The following is a 25209-nucleotide window of genomic DNA, read 5'->3' as shown; positions in this document are numbered from 1 at the left end:
GTGGCAGAGCGAGCGTGCAGTGACATCGGTTTCGCTTCCGCCCCTGCGGGTTCCGGTATCCGATCGGCTCGAACGCCTGCCGGTAAGTCGCTGGCATCGCGTGGTCTGCGCTCTGATGGTCGGCGCTTTCATGTTCGAGTTCATCGACCTCTATACGTTCGCTTTCAGCGCGCCGGCACTGATAGTGCACCTCGGGTTCACGGTGCGCGATGTCGGAACCGTTACCGCCGCCGCTGGCATCGGTTCCTTCGTCGGAGCGTTCGCCGGTGGGTGGGCGGCCGGGCGCTTCGGGCGCAAGCCGACACTCGTCGTCTGCCTGCTGATGTTCTCGGTGCCGTCGCTGCTCAACGCCGCAGCCTCGACGCCCGCCTTGTTCCTGGTCCTGCGGTTCCTCACCGGAATCGGGTGTCAGGGAATGACGGTGGTCGGCGCGGTCCTGCTGGCGGAGTTCGTTCCCAGCCGGGTACGTGGTCGTGCCATCGCTTGGGTGATCACGGTCGCCGGAATCGGCCCGACACTGCTCGCGTGGCTCGCGTTCGCCCTGGTGCCCAATGTCGAATGGGGATGGCGCCCACTGTATGTCGTCGGCGGGCTGGGACTGTTGCTGGCCTTGCCGTTCCGTCGATACCTACCCGAGTCACCGCGCTGGCTCGAGTCCCGCGGAAACGTGCTCCACGCCGATTCCGTCATGGCCGACATCGAAAACGCGGTCCGCGCGGCCGGACACACCCTCACACCCCTGCCCGCACCTGCATCTGCCCGGCCTGCCTCCTCCACACCGGCAGACAATCGCGGTAGCGGAATTCGCGCACTATTCCGAGAGGGATACGGCAAGCGATTCGTCGTCGCCTGCGCACTGTGGATTCTCGGTGTGGTCGCCTTCTTCGGATTCACCGGGTGGCTGTCGACACTGCTGAAACTGAAGGGCTACGACCTCGGTCAGACGACACTTATCACCGCGGTCATCACCACGGTCGGCATACTGGGATTCTTCGCGAGCGCGGTGGTGACCGATCGCTGGCAGCGCAAGTACTCCCTCGCTGTGGTCGCCGTGCTGCTGGGCATCGTCGCGCTGCTGTTCACCGCGGGACACTCCACGGCCTACGTCATCGGAGTCGGTTGCGTGCTACAGGTCCTTTTCCAGATGATCGCACCACTCACGCAGACATATTCGGTCGAAGTTTTCCCCACCCGCTTCCGATCAATAGGCTCGGGCTGGGTCACCGCATCGGCCCGCCTCGGCAATATCCTCGGCATATTTGCTATCACAGCTATTCTGGATCACTTCGGTATCCCAGCGGTGTTCTATTTCATCGCGGCTCTTCTGTTCATTCTCGCCATGGTCATGGTGTTTTTCGGGGAATCGACGAGGGGCTCCTTGGAACGATCCGGCTCCGATGAAATCGCCGACCGCGAACCCGCGTGAACAGCACATGGCCTGATTCGTTTTCGCCCCCCTACTGCGCGCCAGCGTTCATTCCAGAATGCCGCGCTCAGCACACACAGACCCATACAACTGCGCTTTTCGCCACCACTGAACGGAGTATCGATCATGGCATTGAATGAATACACGCAGGGCACCGCTTTTCCGGGAACGGTCGGACGCACCATCGACCAATCCAGTCCCGCATGGCCGAGGCCGGTCCGTGCCGCCGCGGACGCACCGAACGTGGTGCTGATCGTGTTCGACGACGTCGGCTACGGGCAGTTGGGGTGTTACGGCAGTCCGATCGCCACGCCCCGCCTCGATGAACTGGCTGCCGACGGCCTGCTCTACAGCAACATGCACACGACGGCGCTGTGCTCACCGTCGCGCTCGTGCATCATGACCGGCCGCAATCATCACGCCAACGGGATGGCGGCGGTCACCGAGTTCGCCATCGGCTATCCCGGATACGACGGGAACATTCCGTTCTCCAATGGGTTCCTGTCGGAGATGCTGCTTGCGCGCGGGTACAACACCTATGCGGTCGGCAAGTGGCACCTGACACCCGCCGACCAGGAATCGGCCGCCGGGCCCTACGACCGCTGGCCGCTGGGGCGCGGCTTCGAACGCTTCTACGGCTTCCTCGGCGGCGACACCAGTCAGTGGTACCCGGACCTGGTCTACGACAACCACCAGGTCGAGCCGGAACGCACTCCCGAGGAGGGCTACCACCTGACCGAGGATTTGGCGGACAAGGCAATCCAGTTCGTCGCCGACGCCAAGCAGGCCGCACCGAACAAACCGTTCTTCCTCTACTTCTGTCCCGCCGCGGCACACGCCCCGCATCACGTGCCCCGAGAATGGGCCGATCAGTACCAGGGCCAATTCGACGACGGCTGGGAGTCGTACCGGGAAACAGTGTTCGCCCGCCAGAAGCGGCTGGGCATCATCCCCGCCGATGCGGAGCTGTCCGAACAGGATCCGGACGTGCCGGACTGGAACTCGCTGAGTCCCGACGCACGCCGGCTGGCAGCCCGGATGATGGAGGTGTACGCCGGATTCCTCACCCACACCGACCACCACATCGGCCGGGTGCTGGACTTTCTGAAGGAAATCGGCGAATTCGACAACACTATCGTCGTCGTGGTTTCCGACAACGGCGCCAGCTCGGAGGGCGGCGTCACCGGCACCACCAACGAGCTGCAGTTCTTCAACAACGCGCAGGAGTCGATCGAAGAGAGTCTCAGGGACATCGACGAACTCGGTGGCCCCACCACCTTCAACCACTATCCCTGGGGCTGGACCTGGGCCGGCAACACCCCGTTCCGGCGGTGGAAGCGTGAGACCTATCGCGGCGGCACCAGCGACCCGTTTCTCATTCACTGGCCGCGCGGCATCGCCTCCCGCGGCGAAGTACGCACCCAGTACGCACATCTGATCGACATCGTTCCCACCGTGCTCGACCTGCTCGACATCGCGCCGCCGCTGACGATCAATGGGGTGGAACAAACTCCGCTGCACGGCGTCAGCTTCGCCCACACGCTCGATGACCCTGCCACCCCGACGCACCACCACACCCAGTACTTCGAGATGCTCGGCCACCGCGCCATCGACCACGACGGCTGGCGCGCGGTATGCCCGTGGCCGGGACCGTCGTTCGCGGAATCCGAGCGGCCCTTCGGTACTCCGATCACCGCTCAGGACCTCGCCGACCTCGATGCCGAACACTGGGAGCTGTACCACGTGGCCAGGGACTTCGCCGAGAACCACAACGTCGCCGCCCAGCACCCCGACAAGCTCGCCGAACTCATCCGGTTGTGGTACGCCGAGGCCGGCCAGTACCAGGTGCTGCCCATCGACGGCAGAGCGGTGGCCCGGCTTTTCGACGAGCGACCCCAACTCACCGAGAACCGCACCCGCTACACCCTGCGGCCCGACACCCAGGCACTCCCGCCGGCAATCGCGCCCAGGCTGTTCAACCGGCCGCACAGCATCACCGCCGATGTGACCATCCCCGGCGACGGGGCGGAGGGAGTGCTGCTGTGCGAAGGCGGCTACACCGGCGGCTGGTCGTTCTACCTGCAACACGGCCGCCTGCACTACGTGCACAACTATGTGCGCCGGTCCTGGCTCACCGTGTCCTCCGAGGAACCGATTCCAGCCGGACGCCACCGGCTCGGCTTCGAGTTCCTGCCCACCGGATTCCCCGACTTCACACAAGGTAAGGGTGCACCTGGTCGTGCGTCGCTGTACCTCGACGGCGGTCTCGTAGGCCAGGCAGATTTCCCCGTCACCACACCGATCATCTTCAATCCGGGCGGCCTGCGCTGCGGTGCCAACCCCGGATCGGTGGTGACATCGGACTACCGCGCCCCGTTCCGGTTCACCGGCACGTTGCACAGCGTGACCGTCGACATCTCCGGCGCCTCGATCTCGGATGCCGCAAGCGAAATGCGCGCGGCCCTGGGCCGGCAGTAGCGACCGTGCGCTGAAGGTCACGGGTGCGCTGCTGCATCCGTTCATCACCCCACAGCAGCAGCGGGTACCGCGGTCACAGATCCCCGCACCGCCCGCATTCGATCACAGATGAGGAACAAGACAATGAGAATTCGATGTTCAGCCGTCGGCGCAGCATCCACAGTCGCCGGAATCGTGCTCACAGCAGCAACTGCAACGGCTACACCGGCCGACCCCTCCCCGCCGGTGTCGTACCGCGCTGAACTGACAACCGAACGATCGGTGGTCACCGTGCTCGAGAACGGGAGCTTCGCGCTCGCGGACGACGGCAATGCGGTCTCGGTCCGCGACAACGCGGGGCGCGTCATGGACTCGCTGCCGTTGCAGGTCCGAGTCGACGATCAAACGGTCCCGGTCCGGCAGCAGATCGCTCCCGATGGTCGCACGCTCACCCTGATCCCGGATGTCGCCGCAGTTCGGCGTGACGCATTGAAGCCCGTGGCGTCGCCACTGGAAAATCAACTCGCGATGAACGACCTCATCAACGGAGTCAGCATCGGCACATCGGTAGGAAGCCTGATCGGCACAGCCATCGGAGCGGTTCTCGGCGTCGGGGTCGGCGTTGCACTTGCAGGCGCGTCGTGCGTGGTACTGAGCCTCGGATGTGTTGTCGCGGTGCTGCCCATCGTCGCCCTCGTCGGCGGCGTCGGCGGGTTGGCGGGTCTGGTCCTCGGCGGCGGTCCGACTGCCGCGATTGCGCTGTATCAATACATCACCACACTGAACGCCCCACCCGGAACCAGCAAGTACGCACCGGACCTGCGCGGTCACGCCGATGCACCGTCCGCCACACCGGAAGCGGCACGATGACCGGGCGAGAAGGTGGGACCCCGGTGTCGCAGCGGGTGTATCTGCTTGCCGCTCTCACGGCGATCGTCGCTGCCGGAATCACCGCGCAGCCCGCCTGCGCCGATGTACCCACGCCGGTGCCGTACCGCATACACGTCGTGGGCGACAGCGTGGTCACCACAGTCGACAACGCCCGCTTCGCCTTGTCAGAAGACCGTCAGCTGGTCGTATTGCATGATTCCACCGACCAAGCTGTGGAATTCCTGCCGGTGGCCTATTCGATCGGTGGCATGGTTCGCCCTCTCGCGGAGTCGATTTCCGACGACGGGAGCACCCTGACGCTGAGACCGGATATGAATCGTCTCGAGTCTGCACCCCGAACGGTCGCATCACCGTTGGAGGAACAGCGCGCCCTCACCGAATTGGCCAGCTCGCTCACCCGCGGCCCCCTGCTCGGAACAGCGGTGGGGACCGTGGTCGGTGCTCTGGTCGGAGCGGCGATCGGAGCCGCATCGTGCCTCGTCGTCGGCCCCGCATGCATCGCCACCGTCCCCGCGGCAGCGCTGGCTTTCGCCGCCGCGGGCGGGCTGGCCGGCACGCTGGTCGGAGGCGGCGTCGCACTGACCGACGGGCTGTGGAAGTACCTCTCGACTGTGCAGTCACCCCCCGGCCAGAGTCCCTACGCCGACCGTGACGGCGTGACCACACCGGACGGTGTCGTCATCCCCGACGCCAACCTGCAGCTGCCGAGCGGATCATCGAGCGGCATCCGCAGTGGGTCGTCCTCCGGTTCGGCACACCACTGACGGCAGATGAACGACCGAAAGCCCCGGCGTACCGGCATGCTCCGGCCCACCGACTGTCGCCGGGGCCCATTCGGCGCCCGCGCGGACAACCTCGAAATGTTGGAGTGATGAACGAGTTCTCGAGCACGGTGACGGCGGCCGTGGTGATGTTCGCGAGCACCAATCTCGATGACGCGGTCATGCTTGCCATGCTCAACGTCGCGTCCCGGTCCACCGGGGCGCCGAAGCAATGGGAGATCTGGGCCGGTCAATTTCTCGGCACCGGACTGATGGTGGTTGCGTCCGGGCTGGCGGCAACCGGGCTGCGCTTCGTGCCGCTGCGATGGGTGGGCCTACTCGGGCTGGCACCGTTGGTGCTGGGGATCCGGACGCTGGCCAAGGCCATCCGCGCGCACCGCGGCTTTGATCGGGAGCCGGCCGAAATGGCAACCGGGCTATGGTCGGTGGCCGGACTCATCCTCGCCAACGGTGGCGACAACATCTCGATATACACCGCGCCGTTCCGCACCATGGGAGTCGCCGACACCGTGCTGACGATTACGGTGTTCGCGATCGGCACTGCGGCGTGGTGCCTGGCCAGCTCATTGCTCGTCTCCCATCAGGGATTGGTGCGCGCACTGCAGCGGTTCAGCCGGTGGACCATGCCCGCGGTGTTCATCGGACTCGGCCTCTACATCTTGCATCGGTCAGATCTTCTCGATGCCGTCACGTGAACACCAACGGCCTGCCCATCGACGCGTTCCGCTGCTCCACCCAGCCGCTGCTGCGCGCGGACTGACCTGTCCCGCACCGGCTTTCGCCGGGGCAGGACGGAATCAGGCGGCCGAGGTCACGCGGTAGACGTCGTAGACGCCTTCCACATTGCGGACCACATTGAGCAGGTGGCCGAGGTGCTTGGGGTCGCCCATCTCGAAGGTGAACTTGGAGATGGCGACCCGGTCACCGGAGGTGGTGACTGCGGCCGAGAGGATGTTGACCTTCTCGTCGGCCAGCACCTTGGTCACGTCCGACAGCAGGCGGGTACGGTCCAGGGCCTCGATCTGGATGGCCACCAGGAACACCGACGACGGCGACGGCGCCCACTTGACCTCGATGATCCGTTCCGGTTCCGCGCGCAGCGAATCGGCGTTGGTGCAGTCGGTGCGATGCACGCTGACCGCGCCGCCGCGGGTCACGAAGCCCATGATCTCGTCGCCGGGCACCGGGGTGCAGCACTTGGCCAACTTGGAGACCGTCCCCGGCGCGCCCGGAATCTCCACGCCCGCATCGCCTGTGGTGCGCTGACGCGCCGGCACAGTGGACGGGGTGGACCGCTCGGCCAGTTCGTTCTCGACATCGCTGACGCCGCCGAGCTGGGCCATGAGCCGCTGGACCACGTGGTGCGCGGACACCTGGTTCTCGCCGACGGCCGCGTACAGCGCCGAGATGTCGGTGTAGTGCAGCTCGTGGGCGAGCGCGCTCATGGCGTCGACGCTCATCAGGCGCTGCAGCGGCAGGCCCGAACGCCGGACCTCCTTGCTGATGGCGTCCTTGCCCGCCTCGAGGGCCTCCTCGCGGCGTTCCTTGGCGAACCACTGCCGAATCTTGGCCTTGGCGCGCGGGGACACCACGAAGTTCTGCCAGTCCCGGGAGGGTCCGGCGTTCTGGGCCTTGGAGGTGAAGATCTCGACGACCTCACCGTTCTCCAGCTGCCGTTCCAGTGCGACCAGCCGCCCGTTGACGCGCGCGCCGATGCAGCGGTGCCCGACCTCGGTGTGCACGGCGTAGGCGAAGTCCACCGGGGTGGACTTCTGCGGCAGGGTGATCACGTCGCCCTTGGGCGTGAACACGAAGATCTCGGGCGATTTGAGGTCGAAGCGCAGCGACTCCAGGAACTCGGCCGGGTCGGCCGCCTCCCGCTGCCAGTCGAGCAGCTGACGCATCCACGCCATGTCGTCGACTTCGGTGGAGTCGTTGGAGTGCTTGCCCTTGGTCTCCTTGTACCGCCAGTGCGCGGCAATGCCGAACTCGGCGGTCCGGTGCATGTCCTGGGTGCGGATCTGCACCTCCAGGGGCTTGCCGTCCGGGCCGACCACGGTGGTGTGCAGCGACTGGTAGACGCCGTAGCGCGGCTGGGCGATGTAGTCCTTGAACCGCCCGGCCATGGGCTGCCACAGCGAGTGCACGACACCGACCGCGGCGTAGCAGTCGCGCACCTCGTCGCAGAGGATGCGGATGCCGACCAGGTCGTGGATGTCGTCGAAGTCCTTACCCTTGACGATCATCTTCTGATAAATCGACCAGTAGTGCTTCGGTCGGCCCTCGACTACGGCATTGATCCGGCTCGACGCCAGCGTGTTCACGATCTCGGCGCGCACCTTGGCCAGATAAGTGTCACGTGATGGCGCACGGTCGGCGACCAGCCGCACGATCTCGTCGTACTTCTTGGGGTGCAGGATCGCGAAGGCGAGGTCCTCCAGCTCCCACTTGACGGTGGCCATACCGAGGCGGTGCGCCAGCGGCGCTATCACCTCGAGGGTCTCGCGGGCCTTCTTGGCCTGCTTCTCCGGCGGCAGGAAACGCATGGTGCGCATGTTGTGCAGCCGGTCGGCGACCTTGATCACCAGCACGCGGGGGTCGCGGGCCATGGCGATGATCATCTTGCGGATGGTCTCGGCCTCGGCGGCCGCGCCCAGGTTGACCTTGTCCAGCTTGGTGACGCCGTCGACCAGATGGGCGACCTCGGTGCCGAACTCGGCGGTCAGCTCGTCGAGCGAGTACCCGGTGTCCTCGACGGTGTCGTGCAGCAGCGCGGCCACCAGCGTGGTGGTGTCCATGCCCAGCTCGGCCAGGATGTTGGCCACGGCCAGCGGGTGCGTGATGTACGGGTCGCCGGACTTGCGGAACTGGTGGGCGTGCTTCTCGTCGGCGACGTCGAAAGCCCGTTGCAGCAGAGCGAGATTCGCCTTCGGGTACAGCTCCCGGTGCACAGTGGCGAGGGGCTCGAGCACCGGCTTGACGGCGGCGATGCCGCGCTGCCCGGTCATGCGGCGGGCCAGGCGCGCGCGGACGCGACGTGATGCGGAGGTGGGAACGGCGGTGGTGCTGCGAGCGGCGGACTGCCCGTTGGCCGATGGGGTGGCGGACTCACCCTCGGGCGATTGCCCCGAGTTCGCCTGCTCCAGATGCTGTGTCATGCCACCTCCGCTCGCGGCCTCGATCGGAAAACCATATCGGACCGTTCAACCACCCAGATCATCCACTTTAGTCCTGGAATCGGATCCCGACCGGACAGCGATCACCGCCGGTCCGAACAGCTCCGGAGCGATGAACGATACCCGGTCGGGGCCCGGTTTCGCGCCCGCATGGGACCCGGATTGTTCCGGTGTCGGCCGGGCCTCCCTGCTCATTGTTCGCCCGCGCTCTCGACCAGGCCATCCGGGGTCAGTTCCAGCCGCCTGGTCACCCCGATCTCGGTGAGGAACCGCGGGTCGTGACTGACCACGAGCAGCGCGCCCTGGAAGCTCGCCAGCGCCTCGGTGAGATGGGCGAGGCTGGGCAGGTCCAGGTTGTTGGTCGGCTCGTCGAGCAGCAGCAGTTTGGGCGCGGGTTCGGCCAGCAGCAGCATGGCCAGGGCCGCGCGCAACCGCTCACCGCCGGAGAGCGCGCCGGCCGCGACATCGGCGTCGGTGCCGCGGAACAGGAACCGGGCCAGCTGGGCCCGGATCTGTTCGGCCGAGGCGTGCGGCGCGGTGGCCGCCACGTTCTCGAACACCGACCGGGATTCGTCGAAGACATCCAGGCGCTGCGGCAGCATGCGCCAGGGCACCCTGGGCGACTCCTCCCGGATGCGGTGCAGCAGCGTGGTTTTACCGATGCCGTTGCGGCCGGTGAGCGCGATGCGTTCGGGGCCACTGACTTTCAGCGTCACCGTCGGCCCGCACGGGAGCCGCACCTCGGTCAGCTCGAGCACGTCCTGGCCCGGGTAGAGCCGGGTGTCCGGCAGGTCGACGCGGATCTCGCGGTCGTCGCGCAGCCGGTCCTGCATGTCGGTCAGATGATCCTTGGCCTCCTCGACCTTGCCGATGTGGTTGTTGCGCAGCTTGCCCGCCGCGACCTGGGCCTGGCGTTTGCGCTCCCCCATGACGATCTTGGGTTCGCGCTTCTGGTCCCACATCTTCTGCCCGTAGCGTTGCCGCCGGTCGAGTTTGATGCGGGCCTCGTCGAGTTCGCGCGCCTGCTTGCGGACATCGCTGCGGGCCTCCCGGATCGCCGCGCGGGCGGCGTCCTGCTCGAGCTCGATGATCCGCTCGTACTCGCTGAAATTGCCGCCGAAGAGCCGGATCTCGCCCTGCCGCAGCTCGGCGACGGCGTCCACGCGGTCGAGCAGTTCGCGGTCGTGGCTGACGGTGAGCACGGTGCCGGGGAACTGGCCGACGACCTCGTAGAGGCGTTGCCGCGCCACCTGATCGAGGTTGTTGGTCGGTTCGTCCAGCAGCAGGACGTCGGGTTCGCGCAGCAGCTCGGCGACCAGGCCCAGCAGCACGGTCTCGCCGCCGGAGAGGGTGTCGAGCCGCCGATCCAGCTGCGCGACATCCCCTGCGACGTAATGCAATCCGAGCCGTCCGAGCAGTGCCACGGCGCGTTCCTCGATATCCCAGGCGGTGCCCACGGTTTCGAAGTCGGCGTCGGTGCCGGATCCGGATTCGATGCGGTGCAGGGCTTTACGGATCCCGGCCAGCCCGAGCACCGCGTCGACCCGCTGCCCCGCGGCCAATCCGAGGTCCTGACGCAGGTACCCGAACCGCCCCGGAATGCTCACCGAACCGCGCGCGGGGCGCAGTTCGCCGGTGATCAGGCGGAAGAGGGTGGATTTCCCCGCGCCATTGCTGCCGACCAGGCCGAGGTGGCCGGGTCCGAGCTGGGCGTCGAGGCCGTCGAACACTCCGGTGCCGTCCGGCCACGCGAAGGTGAGATCGGAAATGGAAATAACGGGCATTGACATGCGGACCTCCCCGAGAGTGAGCGAATGCGGCGCGCGATTGCGGGCCACTCGGCGATCACCTCAGAAGAGCAACGGCATGTCTCCGATCGGACGGGAAAAGAACTCGGCTACGGTAACCGAGATCAACGAGCCCGTGCAAGAACGTATTTCGTGAGCCGAGTCTCACCGCCGGTCAGCGCGCGGCTCGCGCGGTGCACCGCAGGTAGCCGAGCGCGATCACGGCCAGCAGGGCGGCCAGGCCGTACATGACCGTCGCGCCGTGCCCCAGGGTGATGCCGCCGAGCGCGGTCCCCGCGCCGATGCCGATGTAGATGCAGGAGGCGTTCAACGCCACCACCAGCCCGGACTCCTGCGGCGCGGCCGCGATGAGCCGGTGCTGCTGCGCCGGCGTCTGGCACCAGCTGGCCGCGCCCCAGCCCAGGGCCAGCAGCCCGGCCAGGGCGGGAACATGGGTGTCCGTCGCCGCCAGCACACCCATGCTCGCCAGGGTCGCCGCCATCACCGCGTATCCGGCGGTCAGCACCCGGGTGGCGCCGAAGCGGTCGGTGGCGTAGCCGGACGACAGGTTGCCCGCCACCGCGCCCACGCCGTACAGCATCAGCATCCACGCGGTCGTGGCGGCCCCGATTCCCAAGGCCCCCAACGCCGGAACGGCATACGCGTACACGACATACGCCGCCCCCATGCCCAGCACCGTCAGCGGCAGCACGGCCGCCACCGACCGATTGCGCAGCACCGCCAGCCGTTTCGCCAGCGGGACCGCGGGATTGCCGGGCAGCGCCGGCACCCACGCCGCGACACCGGCCGCCGCCAGCAGGCACCCGATCGCGACCCCGGTCAGCGCCGACCGCCAGCCCAGCCAGTGCCCCAGCAGATCACCCAGCGGCACCCCCAGCGCGGTCGCGATGGTCAGCCCGCCGACGACCACCGCCAGCGCCCGCCCGCGCGCCTGCGGCGGCACCAGCGCCGCGGCCACCGCGCCCGCGTTGGGCGTGAAGGCCGCCGCGCCCAGCGCGGCCACGATCCGGGTGGCCAGCAGGATCGCGAATGTCGGCGCGAGCGCCGATCCCAGATTCGCCAGCGCGAGCACCAGCAGCGCCGACACCAGCAGCGCCCGGCGCGGCAGCCGCGCGGTCATCGTGGCCAGCACCGGCGACCCCAGCGCGTAGGCCGCCGCGAACACCGTCACCGCCGCGCCCGCGGTCGCCGTGGACACCCGCAGCGATCCGGCCAGGTCCGGCAGGAACCCGGCCAGAATGAACGAGTCGGTGCCGACGGCGAAGGTGCCCAGCGCCAGGATCAGGGTGCGCCGCAACCCGTTCGGCGCGGCGGCGGCCTCGGCCGTCGACGGCCGGGCAGTAACCGGGATATTAGTCATCCCGAATCTCCTTCCGAAAAAACCCGGCGCGGGGCCGGGTCGGTTTCTCGCGAGCGGCGCGACCGCTCAGGCGGTCACATGTTCATAGAAGCTGCGCGTGTGGGCCGAGGCATTGGCCGGGGCGGCGGCCATCAGGTCGGCCACGGTCTGCGCGGCCAGCTCGCGCCGCCAGGCCAGCTCGGCGCGCCCCATGGCCCGGGCGATGCCGCACGGTTTGGCGAATTCCGTACTCGCCCGGGTGGCTCCGGCCCCGCGGCGGCGAATCTCGGTGCAGCGGAAGGCTTCCGTGCGTCCCTCGACCGCCGAGACCACGTCCATGAGCGTGATGCGCTCGGGTGTGCGCGCCAGCCGATAGCCCCCGCGCGCGCCGGGCGTGGAGTCGAGGATTCCCTCGCGCACCAGCGGTTGCAACCGCTTCTTCAGGTATTCGGGCGGCAGCTCGAAGATCTCGGCCAGGCGGGCGGTGGCGATCGGCGCGTGATCGTCGAGCCAGGCCAGCACCGTGCAGCAGTGCAGTCCCCATTCGACGCCTTCACCCATCATCATGAATAGGGATAATACATGTCCCGGATACCCGGGCCAACCCCGATTCAGCGGCTGATGCGGCGGGCCTTCATGCCGTTCGAGAGCGGCACCTCGGTGACCTTGCCGCCGGATTCGGCGTGCAGCATGCGGCCGCTGCCGGTGTAGACGCCGACATCCGAGGGCCCGCGCGGGCCGAAGGACCCGAACACCAGATCACCGGGTTTGGCATTGAGCAGCTGGACCTCCACGCCCTGTTCCCACTGCTGTTCGGCCGTGCGCGGCAGGCTGATGGTGCTGCCGCTGGCGGCGAATACCGCGGCCGCGGTGAAGCCCGCCTGGTCGAATCCGCCGTCGCTGGGCCCGCCCGGGCCGCCGCCGCCGAAAACGTAAGGGGTGCCGGCCCATTGCTGTCCCGCCGCCACGATCTGCGCTCCCAGATCGGCGTTCGGGTCGGCCTGGAACCGCCCCTCGCTGCCGAGGCTGCGGAATCCGGGCTCGGCGGCCAGGATCCGCGCCACGTACGGCCGGGTCTCGGTGTAGTGCCGGGAGATCTGGTTGGGCATGCCGCCGGAGGCGAGCACCGCGCCCTCGCCGGCGTTGTAGGCGGCGATGGTGAGCGCGGTCAGGTCGCCGGAGACCTTGCCCTCCGACATCCAGCCCTCGATGGTCTTGGCGATGGCGCACATGTAGCGCCCCTGCCCGATGATGGCGTCGGCCGGATCCAGCACGCTGGCATAGCCTTTGCCGTCGGCGTCGATGACGTACGGCTGTCCGTCGGGTGCGAGGGCCTTGGCGGTGCCGGGCATGAACTGGGCGATGCCCTGCGCGCCGTCCGGGGACACCGCGTCGGTGCGGAACCCGGATTCGGCCTGACCCTGGGCGGCCAGCAGCGAGGCGCCGATCTCCGGGCACAGCGAACCCGCGCGGCGGTACCAGATCTCCAGTTCGGGCGGCACCTTCCCGGAGGCGAGATTGCCGCCCGGCGTGCCGAATCCGTTCTCGCAGTAGGGCGTACTGGGTGTGGGGATGCTGCCGCCGGCCAGCCACGGCATGGGGTCGACCTGGTGCCCGCCGGTCAGCCGCCCGCCCGGCACCAGCTCGAAATGCAGGTGCGGGCCGGAGGATTCGCCATTGCTGCCGACGTCGGCGATGTGCTGGCCCATCTGCACGACGTCGCCGGTGTGCACGAAGATGCCGTTCTGGTACATGTGCCCGTACACGGTGGAGTACCGGCGGCCGCTGCCGTCGAGGGAGTCGATGACCACCCAGTCGCCGAAGCCGGATGCCGCGCCCGCGGCCACCACCAGCCCGTCGGCGGCGGCGTAGATCGGCGTGCCCGCGGGGGCCGCCAGGTCGACGCCCATATGGGTGCCGCCGCGCGCACCGAACACGTCGCTGACGGTGAATGTGCCTGCGGCGAGCGGATATTGGTGCCGTCCGGCCCCGGTGAGGCTGCCCGCCTCGTTCACCGTGCCGGGCGCCGCCGCCATGGAGGCATTGGCCGGCGCGAGCTCGGTGGCGGTGGGAGCGGCGTCCTTGATGGTGACCTGGACCCGGTCCAGATGATTGCGGGCGACGTCGCCGCGGTCGCCGAGCGGGCTCCACTCGGTGCCGGCGGCCGCGCCCGGAGTCCAGCTGCGCTGCTTCCAGATCAGGTAGTCGACCCGGAAGGCGGCGGCGTTCTGCTGCAGGAACGAGACGATGGCGTCGCCCTTGCCCGAGTCCGACCCGACGATGAATTCCACCGAGCGCCCGGCCTTCAGGTCCGGAACGGAGTCGTCGTTCACGGTGCCGCGCATGTCCATCATGCCGAAGTGGGCCACCGTGCAGCGCAGCACGCGCAGCGCGCCCTCCTGCAGACCGGCCTCGACGGGCGAGCCGGTGGTGGGGCAGTTGGGTTCGGTGCGGGCCGAGGTGACGGCCGGAACGCTGGGTGTGCCCGGGCCGCAACTGGTCTCGCTGGCAGGCAGGATGATGATGAGGACGAGGGTCAGCAGACCCAGTACCAGGGCGACCGCCCCACCTACGAGGACTTTGGGCTTCACGCCCGAACGCTCCCGGCCGCCGCGGTGATCACTCGGACATCATGCCATGGCGGACACGCGGTTTCACGGAGCTGCGTGTCTGTTTCACCGGGATCTGCGCGTCTGTTTCAACAGGCATACAGCGGGCATCCCCCTGATATGCCGTACGTCGCCCGCAATGAAGTCCACGCCGCTCGCATCATCAGCGGCGTCGGCACGTTGTTCGCCCTCGTCGAGGGCGTCTACATCCTGATGCTGATCCTCAACGCGGATCAGTCCAACAAGTTCTTCGTCTTCATCAAGGGGCTCGCCGAACCTCTCGCATTGTTCTTCCCGGGCCTGTTCCACACCGGCAGCCCGAACATCGACACCGTCCTGAATTACGGCCTGGCCGCGGTCTTCTGGCTGGTGGTCACCGGTTTCGTCGCCCGGGTCATTGCCCGCTAGAGGCCAGCGGCCGACAGATCGAACGCGGTGAGAGCCGCGGCGAACAGGGGTGTGTGCTCGGAGCGGCCGGGATCGTATCCGGTGAGGGCGGCGATGCGGTTCAGGCGGTAGTTCAGGGTGTTCCGGTGCACGACCAGCGACTCGGCGGCCGCGACGCGATTGTGGTCGCAGGCCAGATACGCACGCAGGGCCGCCATCAGGTGCTGATGCCCGGCCAGCGGCGCGAGCAGGCCGAGCAGCCAGGCGCGGGCGGGGCCGGGCCGGGCGAACTGGTACTGCAGGGCGAGGTCGGCCATCCGGTACACACCGGTCGGCCGTCCCAGTCCTAGGGCGAGCCGGGCGATCTCCCCGGCCTCCTCGGCACGCCCGGGAATCTCGGAAACGGTTGCGGCGGTGGCTGTCCCGGCTATCACCCGGCCACCCGCGGCGGCGGCGATCCGGGCGACCGCGGCATCGACCCGGGCGGCCGGTTCGCTCACCGGCACCAGCACCCAGCCCCCGGCCCGATCCAGCACGGTCAGCGCCAGCGGTGACAGCGCGTCGACCTCCCCGTGGATCACCCGCATGGCGGGCCGCGCGCCGTCCCCTGCGGCGGGCCGCACATCGCCCACCGCGGCGGGCCGCACATCGCCCACCGCGGCGGGCCGCACATCGCCCACCGGGGCGGCCGTGCCGACGGTGCGCAGCGCCAGCACGTGGTAGCCGCCGAGCGCGATCCCGAATCGATCGGCCGGCAGTTCGGCCGGTTTGCCCTGCAACAATGCCTGCGCCAGAGCACGTTTGGCTTCCCGCTGCTCCCAGTGCAGGTCCTGCCGCTCACGCAGATAGGACCCGGCCACGCCCGGAATGACGACGCCCAGATACCGCAGCAACTGCGGCACGGCCCGCAGCAGTTCCTCCCGCTCGTGTTCCGTCCGCGCCTGTGCGGTGAGGAAGTTCCAGGCCGCCAGCGCCCCTTGGTGATACACCGCCAGCACCGCGTCCAGGGGGATGCCTTCGCGCGCCCGCCGCACCGCGACCGCGATCATGTCGTCCAGATCGCCCGCCTGGGGTTCGCGCCCCTCCCCCAGCAGTCGCGTGAACAGCCGCAGATTGTCCTCGGCACGACGGATCACGTCCCGCTCCAGCAGATCCCGTGGCAACTGCTCGTAATCCGGGACGCTGCGCACCACCGCCGCCAGGATCTCCCGCGCGGCCTCGGACAGGTGGGTCGCCAGGAATTCCGTGAACGCGGCCTGATCCTCGGGTGGGTTACTCACCGGTACATTGTCGCCGCGACCGAATCCCTTCGCGGGGCAAATGAATCCAGCAGGGCGAATAGCCGCCACCGCCGGATCGGCCTGTCATTCCACCAATTCCGGCCGATCAACCCGGAGATCCTCCCCACCGCCGTGCAGGCCCTGATCGGTCAGGCCATCGGGGTGGGGAGGTGACCGGTCATAGCTCGACGATGGAGGTCAGCGGGTAATCGCCCTGGCGTTCACGGCCTTTGAGGAAGCCGAGCTCGAGCACCACCGCCGCCGCGACCACCTCGGCCCCGGCGGCGGCGAACAGCTCGGCCGCCGCGGCGAGGGTGCCGCCGGTGGCGAGCACGTCGTCGAGCAGCAGGACCTTACGGCCCTTCAGATCGATGCCGTCGGCCGGGATCTCCAGTGCCGCCGAACCGTATTCGAGGGTGTACTCACGCGAGATGACCGGCGGCGGCAGCTTGCCCGCCTTGCGGACCGCGATCACGCCGGTGCCCAGCGTGGCGGCCACGCCCGCGCCCAGCAGGAAGCCGCGCGCGTCGACACCCGCCACCAGGTCGGCGTCGGGGGCGCAGGCCGCCAAGCAGTCCAGCACCGCGCGGAAGCCCTCGGAGTCGGCGAACACCGGGGACAGATCCGCGAAACGCACTCCCGGCGTCGGGAAGTCGTCACGCCAGCGGGTCAAACGCTGCACCGCGGCCGCCGCGCGGGCGGCCCGTTCCCCCGCCACCTCGGCCGTCTCCAGCATCTCGTGCTTGCTCATCCGCACCCACTCCTCATTCACCACGCCACCACGGCTCTCACCGTTTCAGCACCCAGCGATCCATGTTCCAGCCCGCTCCCGCCTCGGTGGGACTGGCGATGCCGTTCTCCATACCGTCACCGAACCCGATGGTGCGGGGGGCGGCGAACAGCGGAACCGACGGCATCTCGCTCCAGAGCAGGTTCTCCTGCTCGGTCAGCAGGTTCAGCATGGTGCCCGAGTTGTCCTCGGCCGCAAGCTGATCCGCGATGGCATCGTAGCGGCCGTTGCCGAACCGGCCGAAATTCAGCCCCGCGCCGGTGCGCAGCGACGCGATAGCACCGGCGCCGGCCAAGGAACCCGACGGGCCCGGCATGCCGGCGGTGCCGCCCAGGATGGCGTCCACCTTGCCGTCGGTGAGCTGCGACGCGGTGAAATCCGGTGCGCCCGCGTCGACCACGGTGATGCCCGCGGCCTTGCAGGCGTCGGCGATGGCGGTCACCGTGGCCGCGCGCCGCTCGTCCGGCTTGACGTAGCCGATGCGGACGGTCTGGTTCTGGACACCCGAGGTCGCCGCGGCCTGGGTGGCGGTGGCGTCACCGCCCTTGTACTTGTCACCCGCACCCGAGATCGCCGAGTAGTACACCGAATCCTGTTGCACCGTCCGGGAATTCAGCAGGCTCGCACCCAGCCCGAGCTTGACGTCGTAACCCGGGTGCCCGAACTTGTCGAACAGCGCCTGCCGCGGCACGCACAGCGCGAACGCCCGGCGCGCATCCGCCGATCCGAACACCCCGCCGGTGCTCAGCACCAGCTGCTCGACCCCGCGGCTCGGCAGATTCTGCTTGTGGAACCCGCCCAGGCCCACGTCGCCCAGCGACCCGGCGCCCACATCGAGCACGCCGATCGACTTGTCCGACACCTTCGACTTCAGGTCGGAGTGCCGGTCCCACACCACGATCCGCGGCGTCCGGGGCTGATTGCCCCACCACTTCTCGTTCTTGACCAGCACCAGACCGTCCTTGTCACCGAACGAGTCGATCCGGTACGGCCCCGAGGACGGCAGCAGTGTCAGGTCCACCTTGCCCGGGGCGAGCTTCCAGCCGTTGTTCCAGAAGTCGGCGATGCGCTCGAGGGTGGGTTGATCCCCGGTCTGCACCGGCGTCACCACGCTCGGGATTTTCACCTGCGCGGCGATCACGTGCGCGGGCATCAGCTCGGTGGCATTGAACAGCGTCTTCCACGCCGAATAGTGCTTGCCCGGCCGGAACACCACGGTGGCGTCCTTGGATCCGGGCTGGCAGTCCACCCGCTCGATATCGCGGTAGCCGTCGGTGCTCGCGGCGTCGAACAACGGCGCCGGCCCGCCCGGACCGGCCTTGGTGAATCGCCCGCTGCGCGCCGCCCAGGTCAGCACCAGGTCATCGCAGGAGGTCGCCACGCCATCGGAGTAGACGCCCTCCGGGGCGAGGCGGTACTGGATGGTCTGCGCGTCGCCCGGGACCTCCTTGGCGGTGCCGGTGTCGGTGTCGGCCACCGGCTGCCCGTCCGGACCGGTATAGAAGAACCCGGTCAGGACCCGCGAGAACACCGCGGCCGTACCGCTGTTCGCGCCCAGCGTGCTGCCGCCGTTGTAGCTGGCGACGACCGCGTCCACGCCGTACCCGATCGAGGGCACCTGATTCTTGCTGGAGCACCCGGCCAGCGCACCGGCGGCGAGGGCACCCGCCACCAGCGCGACGGCGGTCCGGCGCACAACCCTGTGGTCTTGCTTCACGGTCGCACCCCCTGCGCTCAGTGCCGTCGCTGCTGTCGTTTCCCAGTCGGCCGGGCCCCGGGACGCGGCGCCCCGGCGCTCTGACTGCGCGGCGCGTGGTCGCGTCCGAAACCATTGGCCTCGGCGCCACGGCCCGCGGCGCCGGCCCGCTCGGCGGCCGCCGCGCCCACCCGCGCCTTCGCGCCGCCGGAGCGGCGGTTGAGCACCTTCTTGGTGTGCGCGGCCACCGGACCCCAGGTCTCCTTGAGCGTCACCAGCACCGGCACCGCGAAGAAGATGGACGAGTAACCACCCACGATCATGCCGACCAGCTGCACCAGCGCCAGGTCCTTGAGGGTGCCGACACCCAGCAGCCACACCGCGACCACCAGCATGCCGATGATCGGCAGGATGCCGATGACGGTGGTGTTGATCGAGCGCATCAGCGTCTGGTTGGCCGCCAGGTTCGCCTTCTCCGCGTAGGTGTGCTTGGTCAGGTGCAGGACACCGCGGGTGTTCTCCTCGACCTTGTCGAAGACGACCACGTTGTCGTAGAGCACATAGCCCAGGATGGTGAGCAGACCGATGACCGCCGCCGGTGTCACCTCGAAACCGACCAGCGAGTAGATGCCCGCGGTGACGATCAGGTTGAAGAACAGCGAGCCGATCGCCGCGAACGCCATATCGCGTTCGAAGCGAATCGCGATGTACAGCGTGGTCAATCCGACGAACACCACCAGCGCCAGCAACGCCTTCTTGGTGACCTGGCCACCCCAGGTTCCACTGATCTCGGCGACGCTGATGGCATTGCGGCTGGCCTGGCCGTTGGAGTCCTTCGGATGGAAGGCGTCGAACAGCGCGGTCTGCAGCTTGTCGGCCTGCTCGGCACTCAGTGTGTCGGAACGGATCTGGATGGTCGCCGACGACCCCGAGCCCGCCTTCTGCACGGTGACCGGGTCGTGGCCGAGCGTGGACCGGTAGACGTCCTCCACCTTCGAGGTGGTGACGCTGTCGGAGGCGGGCAGCTGGATCCGGGAGCCACCCGCGAAGTCGATGCCCAGGGTGAAGCCCTTGAACACCATGCTGGCCACCGCGATGGCGATCAGCGCCGCCGCGATGCCGTAGTACATCTTGCGCTTGCCGACGATCTCGAAACCACCGGTACCGGTGTAGAGCCGCTCGAACAGGCTGTGCCGCTTGCCTGTCGGCACGGCCTCGTAGTCGAGCTCGGAGTCGGAATCCACGACGACGGGAGAGGACTTGGCCATGATCACGCCTCCTTCACCAGGACGCCGGCGGTGGCCTTGCGTTCCTGTGCAAGCTCTGCAATAGCGCCCAGGCCGTTCACCGACGGCTTCGCCCAGAATGGCGAGCGCGAGACCAGCATCATCAGCGGCGAGGTCACCAGGTACAGCACGACGACGTCGAGCACGGTGGTGACACCGAGGGTGAAGGCGAAGCCCTTCACCTGGCCCGCGGCCAGTACGTACAGCACGGCGGAGGCGATGAGCGAGACCGTCTTGCCCGACAGGTTGGTGCGCTGCGCGCGCTGCCAGCCGCGCGGGACCGCGGACCGGAAGCTGCGGCCCTCCCGCATCTGGTCCTTGATGCGTTCGAAGAAGACGACGAACGAGTCGGCCGTCATACCGATACCGATGATCAGACCCGCGATACCGGCCAGGTCGAGGGTGAAGCCGATCCAGCGGCCCAGCAACACGATCAGCGCGTACACCGCCACACCCGCCGCGAGCAGCGAGAAACCGGCCAGGAAGCCGAGCATGCGGTAGTAGAGCAGGCAGTACAGCAGCACCGCCACCAGGCCGATGGCACCCGCGATCAGACCGGCGTGCAGCGACGAGATGCCCAGGGTCGCCGAGACCGTCTCGGCCTCGGAGGTGCCGAACGACAGCGGCAGCGAACCGTACTTCAGGGTGTTCGCCAGCTCCTTGGAGGTCTTGGCATTGATGCCCGGACCCGAGATCGCGGTGCTACCGCTGAACTGGCCGCCCTCCTTGATCACCGGCGCGGAGACCACGCGGGAGTCCAGGGTGAAGGCGATCTGCTTGCCCACGTACTTGTTGGTGAGGTTGCCCCACTGGTCGGTGCCGCTGGACTTGAACTGCAGGCTGACCACCCACTGGGCCTGCTGCAGCACGCCGGAGGCGTCCTTGATCTCGGTACCGTCCATCACGGACTTGTCGAGCAGGTAGACGGTGGTGCCGTCGGTGCTGCAGGTCACCAGGGGCAGGTTCGGATCGTCGTTGCCCTGCAACGGATCCGGCTTGGAGCAGTCCAGCGTGGCCATGGCCTGCAGCTGGGCGTTCTGGTCGGTGCTCTGGCGGGCCGCCTTGGCGGCCGCGATCTCCTGCGCGGTCTGCTGCTGGCCGCCCGGCTGCGCGGGCGTCGACGGCGGCGCGGACGGGGTGGTCGGGGCCTGCGCCGGGAACACCCGGTTCTGCGGGGCCTCGCCGGTCGTCGTGGGGGCCGGAGCCTCGGCCGTGGCCGGGGTGGTCTCGGCCGGCGTCGCGCTCGTGCTCGGCGGCTGCTGCGGCTGGGTCTGCTGCGGCTGCTGGGCCTGCTTACCCGCCTGCGCGGGGGCGCTCTGCACCACCGGACGGAAGTACATCTTGGCGGTGGTCGCCAGCGATTTCGCCTGTGCGCCATCGGCACCGGGGACTGTGATCACCAGATTGTCGCCCTCGATGACGACCTCGGAGCCCGCCACGCCCAGACCGTTCACGCGCTGCTCGATAATGTTCTGCGCCTGCTTGAGGCTGTCCTGGCTCGGCTTACCGCCATCCGGGGTGCGAGGCGTCAGGGTGACGCGGGTACCGCCCTGCAGGTCGATGCCGAGCTTCGGGGTGTGGTGCTTGTCCCCGGTGAAGAAGATCAGGCCGAACATCAGAGCCACCAGCGCGGCGTAGATGCCGAGCAGACGCAACGGGTGCGCCGTTCCCTGAGAAGGTGGCACAGTACTTATCTCCTAGGCGGATTCGAAGGTGGAACGAGCGGGCACACACCGCAGCGCCACCGGCCGCCGGGAATCCGGTGCGGCCGATGGCGCGGAGTATGTCAGTCCTTGGTCAGCCGCGGCGCGTCGTCGGCGGCTTCGGGGGCGGCGACGTGATCGTCGGCGACGCCGTTCGAAGACGCGGCTTCGGTGGTCTCGGCGGTGGTGTCCTCGGTGGCGTCGTCGTTGCGCACCTCGCGGATCGATTGCCGCAGCCAGGTGGTGACGACTTCCTCGGCGATCTCCAGATCGACGGTGGTGTCATCGAGCTCGACCACGGTGCCGAAGAGCCCCGACGTGGTGACGACCCGGTCGCCGACCTTCAGGCTGTCCTGCATCTCGGTGACCTTCGACATCTCCCGCTTCTGACGGCGGACACCGAGGAACATCGGGATGAGCAGGGCAACCAGCAGTAGCGGCAGCAGAAGGTCCATCGTCGAAGTCAGCCCCTAGTAAGTGGTCGGTTGGGTGCGTTTCCCACACAGTCTGCCAGTAATCCCTGAGAGAATGCGCGGCGACCTGTTCTAGAGTCCATGCTCGTTCGCGCAGGGCTGATTCATCCTGTTTCCCCCAGCTGCGCGGTCGACCGCCGACTCTGCCGACCGCGCAGTCCCGCTCAGGCCGGCTGCCGCCCGTAGGTGTAGTCGTCGAGCGGGAAGGTGGTCGCCTCGCGGTGGGCGTTCAGGGTGCTTGTCGGGCGCAACAGCGCGGCCTCACCGTGCTGGTTGAAGTAGTAGCTGCGGGCCGTGGCGCACTGGCCGCCGTAGAAGACCGACGAATCCAGTTTCTCGGTGACGCGGTCCAGGAAGTCGGCATTGGCGCGCTCGGTGACCTCGAAGACCCGTTCGCCGCGGCGGAACATCTCCCCGAACAGGCGCGCCATGTGCTTCATCTGCGCCTCGATGGTGGTGAAGTAGGACAGGCCGCTGTAGGAGTAGGGGCTGTTGAGGCTGACGAGGTTGGGGAACTTCGGCACCGTGATGCCCTCGTAGGCCTGGAAGCGGTTGTCGCGCCAGAACTTTCCGAGATTGCGGCCGTCGCGGCCGATGATCTCGATGGCCGGGAAGTTGACGTCCCACAGGTTGAAGCCGGTGGCCAGGATGAGGGTGTCGATCTCGGTCTTGTGGCCGTCGGCGGTGACGATGCCGTCGGGCTCGATGTGGTCGATGGAGTTGGTCTCCAGGCGCACGTGCGGCTCGTTGAAGGTTTTGAAGTAGAGGTTGGAGAAGGTGGGGCGTTTGCAGCCGAAGTCGTAGTCCGGCGTCAGCTTCTTGCGCGTCTCCTGGTCGCGCACCTGGGTTCGCAGATGCGCCTTGGCCAGGATGCCCGCGGCCCTGTTGAGCGGCTTGGCCTCCTTGAAGTGCAGCACGCCGACCACCATGAGCGCCTCCAGCATGGAGGTGTTGACCAGGCGAGCGACCTTCTGCGTCAACGGAACTCGCGCGAACAGATTCTGTACCGCGGGCGGAATCCGGGCGTCGACCTTCGGGACCACCCAGATCGGGGTGCGCTGGAAGACGGTCAGCGCCCGCGCCTGCTTGGCGACCTCCGGGATCAGCTGCACGGCGGTCGCGCCGGTGCCGATGATGGCGGACCTGGTCCCGGTGAGATCGACCTCGTCGTCCCACGCGGTGGTGTGGATGATCGTGCCCGCGAAGGTGTCGATGCCCGGGAACGGCGGGGTGTAGGGCTGCGACAGGAATCCGGTGGCGGCCATCAGGTAGCGCGCGGTCAGCGATTCACCGTTCTCGACGGAGACCACCCAGTACTGCTGTTCCTCGTCCCAGCGCGCACCCCCGACCACGGTGTCGAACCGCATGCGCCGGCGCAGGTCGTACTTGTCGGCGACGTGCTCGGCGTACTTCTTCAGCTCCGAACCCGGGGCGAACAGCCGCGACCAGTACGGGTTGGGCTCGAAGGAGTACGAGTAGGTGACCGAGGCGATGTCCACGGCCAGGCCCGGGTAGCGGTTGACGTGCCAGGTGCCGCCCAGGTCGTTCTCCCGCTCGAGGATGACGAAATTGCTCAGGCCGAGCCGATCCAGCTCGATGCCCGCGCCCATACCGCCGAATCCCGCGCCGACCACGATGGCGTCGTACTGAGGTGCCACGCCGAACCTCCTGCAAGAACTGTGTTCGAACAAAACTGTGTTCAAAGAAATGATGCACATGTCACGGAATGACATCTCATTCCGTTTGTGATCACCGTATCATCGGGCTCGTGACGAAGCCATCCTCGAGAATCGAACGGCGTAAGGCCGAACTCCGGCAGGAGATCATCGACACCGCGTTCGCGTGTTTCGCCGAGCGGGGCTACCACGCCACCGGCATCGCCGACATCGCGGGCGAGCTGGGCATCGGGCATGGGACGTTCTACCGGTACTTCGAGAACAAGCGCGACATCATCGACCACGTCATCGACGATCTGTCCGCGCGGATCATCGAGTCGCTGGGGACCGACAATGCCCCCGACGCCGCCGACAGCCTCGAGGAGTACCGCGCGCAGGTGGATCGCATCGGCGACGCGCTGAACCACATCTTCCTCGAGGACCGGCGGGTGGCGCAGCTGCTGCTGTTCCAGGCCACCGGCATCGACACCGAATTGACCGCGCGGCTCTACGGTTTGCTCGACACCGCGGACATGCTGACCGCCGGGTACCTCGAGCACGGGGTCGAACGCGGTTATCTGCGTGCGGATCTCGACACCGTGAACACCGCGCGGGCGGTGACCGGCATGCTGCTGGCCGCCATTCTGCACGGCATCCGGACGCCCGAGGTGCAGGCGGTCGACGATCTCAGCCACGCCATCCGGCATCTGCTCATCGACGGCGTCCGCAAGCACTGACCCCACCGTGCACAAACGGACCGTTTGTCCGGTGCGGCCGGATTCGGCTGGGGGCGGAGGTAATTCGGACATGCAGCCATTGGCACAATGACCCGAGTGACCCCAGACGACGTCCGCCGCACCCGGTTCGGCCACGCGCCGTCCGGTCCCCACGGCTACCACCCCGCCCAGGTGGACGCCTTCTGCGCACGCATCGCCGACACCATGCTCGGCCGCGACCATCTGAGCATCGCCGAGATCCGGCACATCGAATTCGACGGTCCCCCACCCGGACATCGCGGCTACGACATCGACGAGGTGGACGACTTCCTCGACCACGTCTGCACGGAACTGGAATACCTACGCCGCGGCCGCGGACGCCTCCCCGCCGGCCGCACGCCCGACACCCTCACCCACGACGACGTCCTGCGCATCCAATTCTCCGCTCCCCCTTTTGGTTTCCCCGGCTATCTGGCCGAGGAAGTGGGCGCGTTCCTCGACCGCCTGGCGGCGACGCTCGCCCACCACGGCCCCAACGGCCTCACCCCGAACGATATCCGGGACATCACTTTCCACCTCGCCACCGACGGCGCGCCCGCCTATCACCGCGAGGAGGTCGACGCCTTTCTCGACCTGGTGATACACCAGCTCGAGAAGCCCGAAGCATCCCGGCACTGACACCCGAAGTCGGAGCAGAATCTCCATCGGACGTCTCGCGTGTAGGGACCTTGGGCC

At 68.0% G+C, this 25209-nt stretch carries 20 protein-coding genes; 8 read left to right on the top strand and 12 right to left on the bottom strand.

Annotation, left to right across the window (positions count from 1 at the left end; all coding sequences use genetic code 11):
* Positions 1-19 precede the first annotated feature (19 nt).
* From ACWEQQ_RS34920 to ACWEQQ_RS34900, 5 genes are all read left to right on the top strand, one after another.
* Positions 20-1426 (top strand): MFS transporter, encoded by a 1407-nt coding sequence (locus ACWEQQ_RS34920; protein ID WP_452351197.1) that lies wholly within the window; start codon positions 20-22, stop codon positions 1424-1426.
* A gap of 126 nt (positions 1427-1552) precedes the next feature.
* A complete protein-coding gene (locus tag ACWEQQ_RS34915) occupies positions 1553-3904 on the top strand; it encodes an arylsulfatase (protein ID WP_452351196.1) in 2352 nt (783 codons plus the stop codon).
* 345 nt (positions 3905-4249) lie between these two features.
* Positions 4250-4753 (top strand): hypothetical protein, encoded by a 504-nt coding sequence (locus ACWEQQ_RS34910; protein WP_452351195.1) that lies wholly within the window; start codon positions 4250-4252, stop codon positions 4751-4753.
* 23 nt (positions 4754-4776) lie between these two features.
* Complete coding sequence (locus ACWEQQ_RS34905) at positions 4777-5538, top strand: hypothetical protein (RefSeq protein ID WP_452351194.1); 762 nt, start codon at positions 4777-4779, stop codon at positions 5536-5538.
* 128 nt (positions 5539-5666) lie between these two features.
* Positions 5667-6251, top strand: coding sequence for a cadmium resistance transporter (locus tag ACWEQQ_RS34900; RefSeq protein ID WP_452351193.1), 585 nt, complete (start codon positions 5667-5669; stop codon positions 6249-6251).
* 102 nt (positions 6252-6353) lie between these two features.
* Here the strand turns inward: ACWEQQ_RS34900 and ACWEQQ_RS34895 are convergent, their stop codons facing one another.
* The 5 genes from ACWEQQ_RS34895 to ACWEQQ_RS34875 form a co-directional block, all read right to left on the bottom strand.
* The gene (locus ACWEQQ_RS34895) at positions 6354-8714 is read right to left on the bottom strand and encodes a RelA/SpoT family protein (RefSeq protein WP_452340116.1); all 2361 of its coding nucleotides are present in this window, start codon (positions 8712-8714) and stop codon (positions 6354-6356) included.
* Positions 8715-8923: 209 nt separating this feature from the next.
* Positions 8924-10522 (bottom strand): ABC-F family ATP-binding cassette domain-containing protein, encoded by a 1599-nt coding sequence (locus tag ACWEQQ_RS34890; RefSeq protein ID WP_452351192.1) that lies wholly within the window; start codon positions 10520-10522, stop codon positions 8924-8926.
* A gap of 172 nt (positions 10523-10694) precedes the next feature.
* Complete coding sequence (locus ACWEQQ_RS34885) at positions 10695-11900, bottom strand: MFS transporter (protein ID WP_452351191.1); 1206 nt, start codon at positions 11898-11900, stop codon at positions 10695-10697.
* Between the two features lie 66 nt (positions 11901-11966).
* Positions 11967-12446 (bottom strand): RrF2 family transcriptional regulator, encoded by a 480-nt coding sequence (locus ACWEQQ_RS34880; protein WP_452351190.1) that lies wholly within the window; start codon positions 12444-12446, stop codon positions 11967-11969.
* Positions 12447-12490: 44 nt separating this feature from the next.
* Entirely contained in the window at positions 12491-14470 is a 1980-nt protein-coding gene (locus ACWEQQ_RS34875) for a peptidoglycan DD-metalloendopeptidase family protein (RefSeq protein WP_452351189.1), read from the bottom strand.
* A gap of 138 nt (positions 14471-14608) precedes the next feature.
* On the opposite strand from ACWEQQ_RS34875, the gene ACWEQQ_RS34870 reads away from it, so the two are divergent.
* Positions 14609-14896 (top strand): hypothetical protein, encoded by a 288-nt coding sequence (locus ACWEQQ_RS34870; RefSeq protein ID WP_452340121.1) that lies wholly within the window; start codon positions 14609-14611, stop codon positions 14894-14896.
* On the opposite strand, the gene ACWEQQ_RS34865 is transcribed toward ACWEQQ_RS34870, so the two are convergent.
* From ACWEQQ_RS34865 to ACWEQQ_RS34835, 7 genes are all read right to left on the bottom strand, one after another.
* On the bottom strand, positions 14893-16155 hold the full coding sequence (locus ACWEQQ_RS34865; RefSeq protein WP_452351188.1) for a PucR family transcriptional regulator: 1263 nt from the start codon (positions 16153-16155) through the stop codon (positions 14893-14895). The genes ACWEQQ_RS34870 and ACWEQQ_RS34865 overlap by 4 nt on opposite strands.
* Positions 16156-16333: 178 nt before the next feature.
* Positions 16334-16906, bottom strand: coding sequence for an adenine phosphoribosyltransferase (locus tag ACWEQQ_RS34860; RefSeq protein WP_452340123.1), 573 nt, complete (start codon positions 16904-16906; stop codon positions 16334-16336).
* A gap of 37 nt (positions 16907-16943) precedes the next feature.
* Positions 16944-18662, bottom strand: a complete 1719-nt coding sequence (locus ACWEQQ_RS34855) for an ABC transporter substrate-binding protein (RefSeq protein WP_452351187.1) — start codon at positions 18660-18662, stop codon at positions 16944-16946.
* 17 nt (positions 18663-18679) lie between these two features.
* A complete protein-coding gene (secF, locus tag ACWEQQ_RS34850) occupies positions 18680-19909 on the bottom strand; it encodes a protein translocase subunit SecF (RefSeq protein ID WP_452351186.1) in 1230 nt (409 codons plus the stop codon).
* A 2-nt stretch (positions 19910-19911) separates the two neighbouring features.
* On the bottom strand, positions 19912-21612 hold the full coding sequence (secD, locus tag ACWEQQ_RS34845) for a protein translocase subunit SecD (protein ID WP_452351185.1): 1701 nt from the start codon (positions 21610-21612) through the stop codon (positions 19912-19914).
* Positions 21613-21713: 101 nt separating this feature from the next.
* A complete protein-coding gene (gene yajC, locus ACWEQQ_RS34840; RefSeq protein ID WP_379386935.1) occupies positions 21714-22085 on the bottom strand; it encodes a preprotein translocase subunit YajC in 372 nt (123 codons plus the stop codon).
* Positions 22086-22267: 182 nt separating this feature from the next.
* Positions 22268-23761, bottom strand: coding sequence for a flavin-containing monooxygenase (locus tag ACWEQQ_RS34835; RefSeq protein WP_452351184.1), 1494 nt, complete (start codon positions 23759-23761; stop codon positions 22268-22270).
* Between the two features lie 68 nt (positions 23762-23829).
* Between ACWEQQ_RS34835 and ACWEQQ_RS34830 the strand changes: the two genes are divergently transcribed.
* Together ACWEQQ_RS34830 and ACWEQQ_RS34825 are read left to right on the top strand one after the other, a co-directional pair.
* Positions 23830-24495, top strand: coding sequence for a TetR/AcrR family transcriptional regulator (locus ACWEQQ_RS34830; protein WP_452351183.1), 666 nt, complete (start codon positions 23830-23832; stop codon positions 24493-24495).
* Between the two features lie 87 nt (positions 24496-24582).
* Entirely contained in the window at positions 24583-25152 is a 570-nt protein-coding gene (locus ACWEQQ_RS34825) for a DivIVA domain-containing protein (RefSeq protein WP_452340129.1), read from the top strand.
* The last annotated feature ends 57 nt before the right edge of the window (positions 25153-25209 follow it).

Source organism: Nocardia sp. NPDC004123, assembly GCF_053603795.1.
This window is presented reverse-complemented; position numbering and strand designations above follow the sequence as displayed.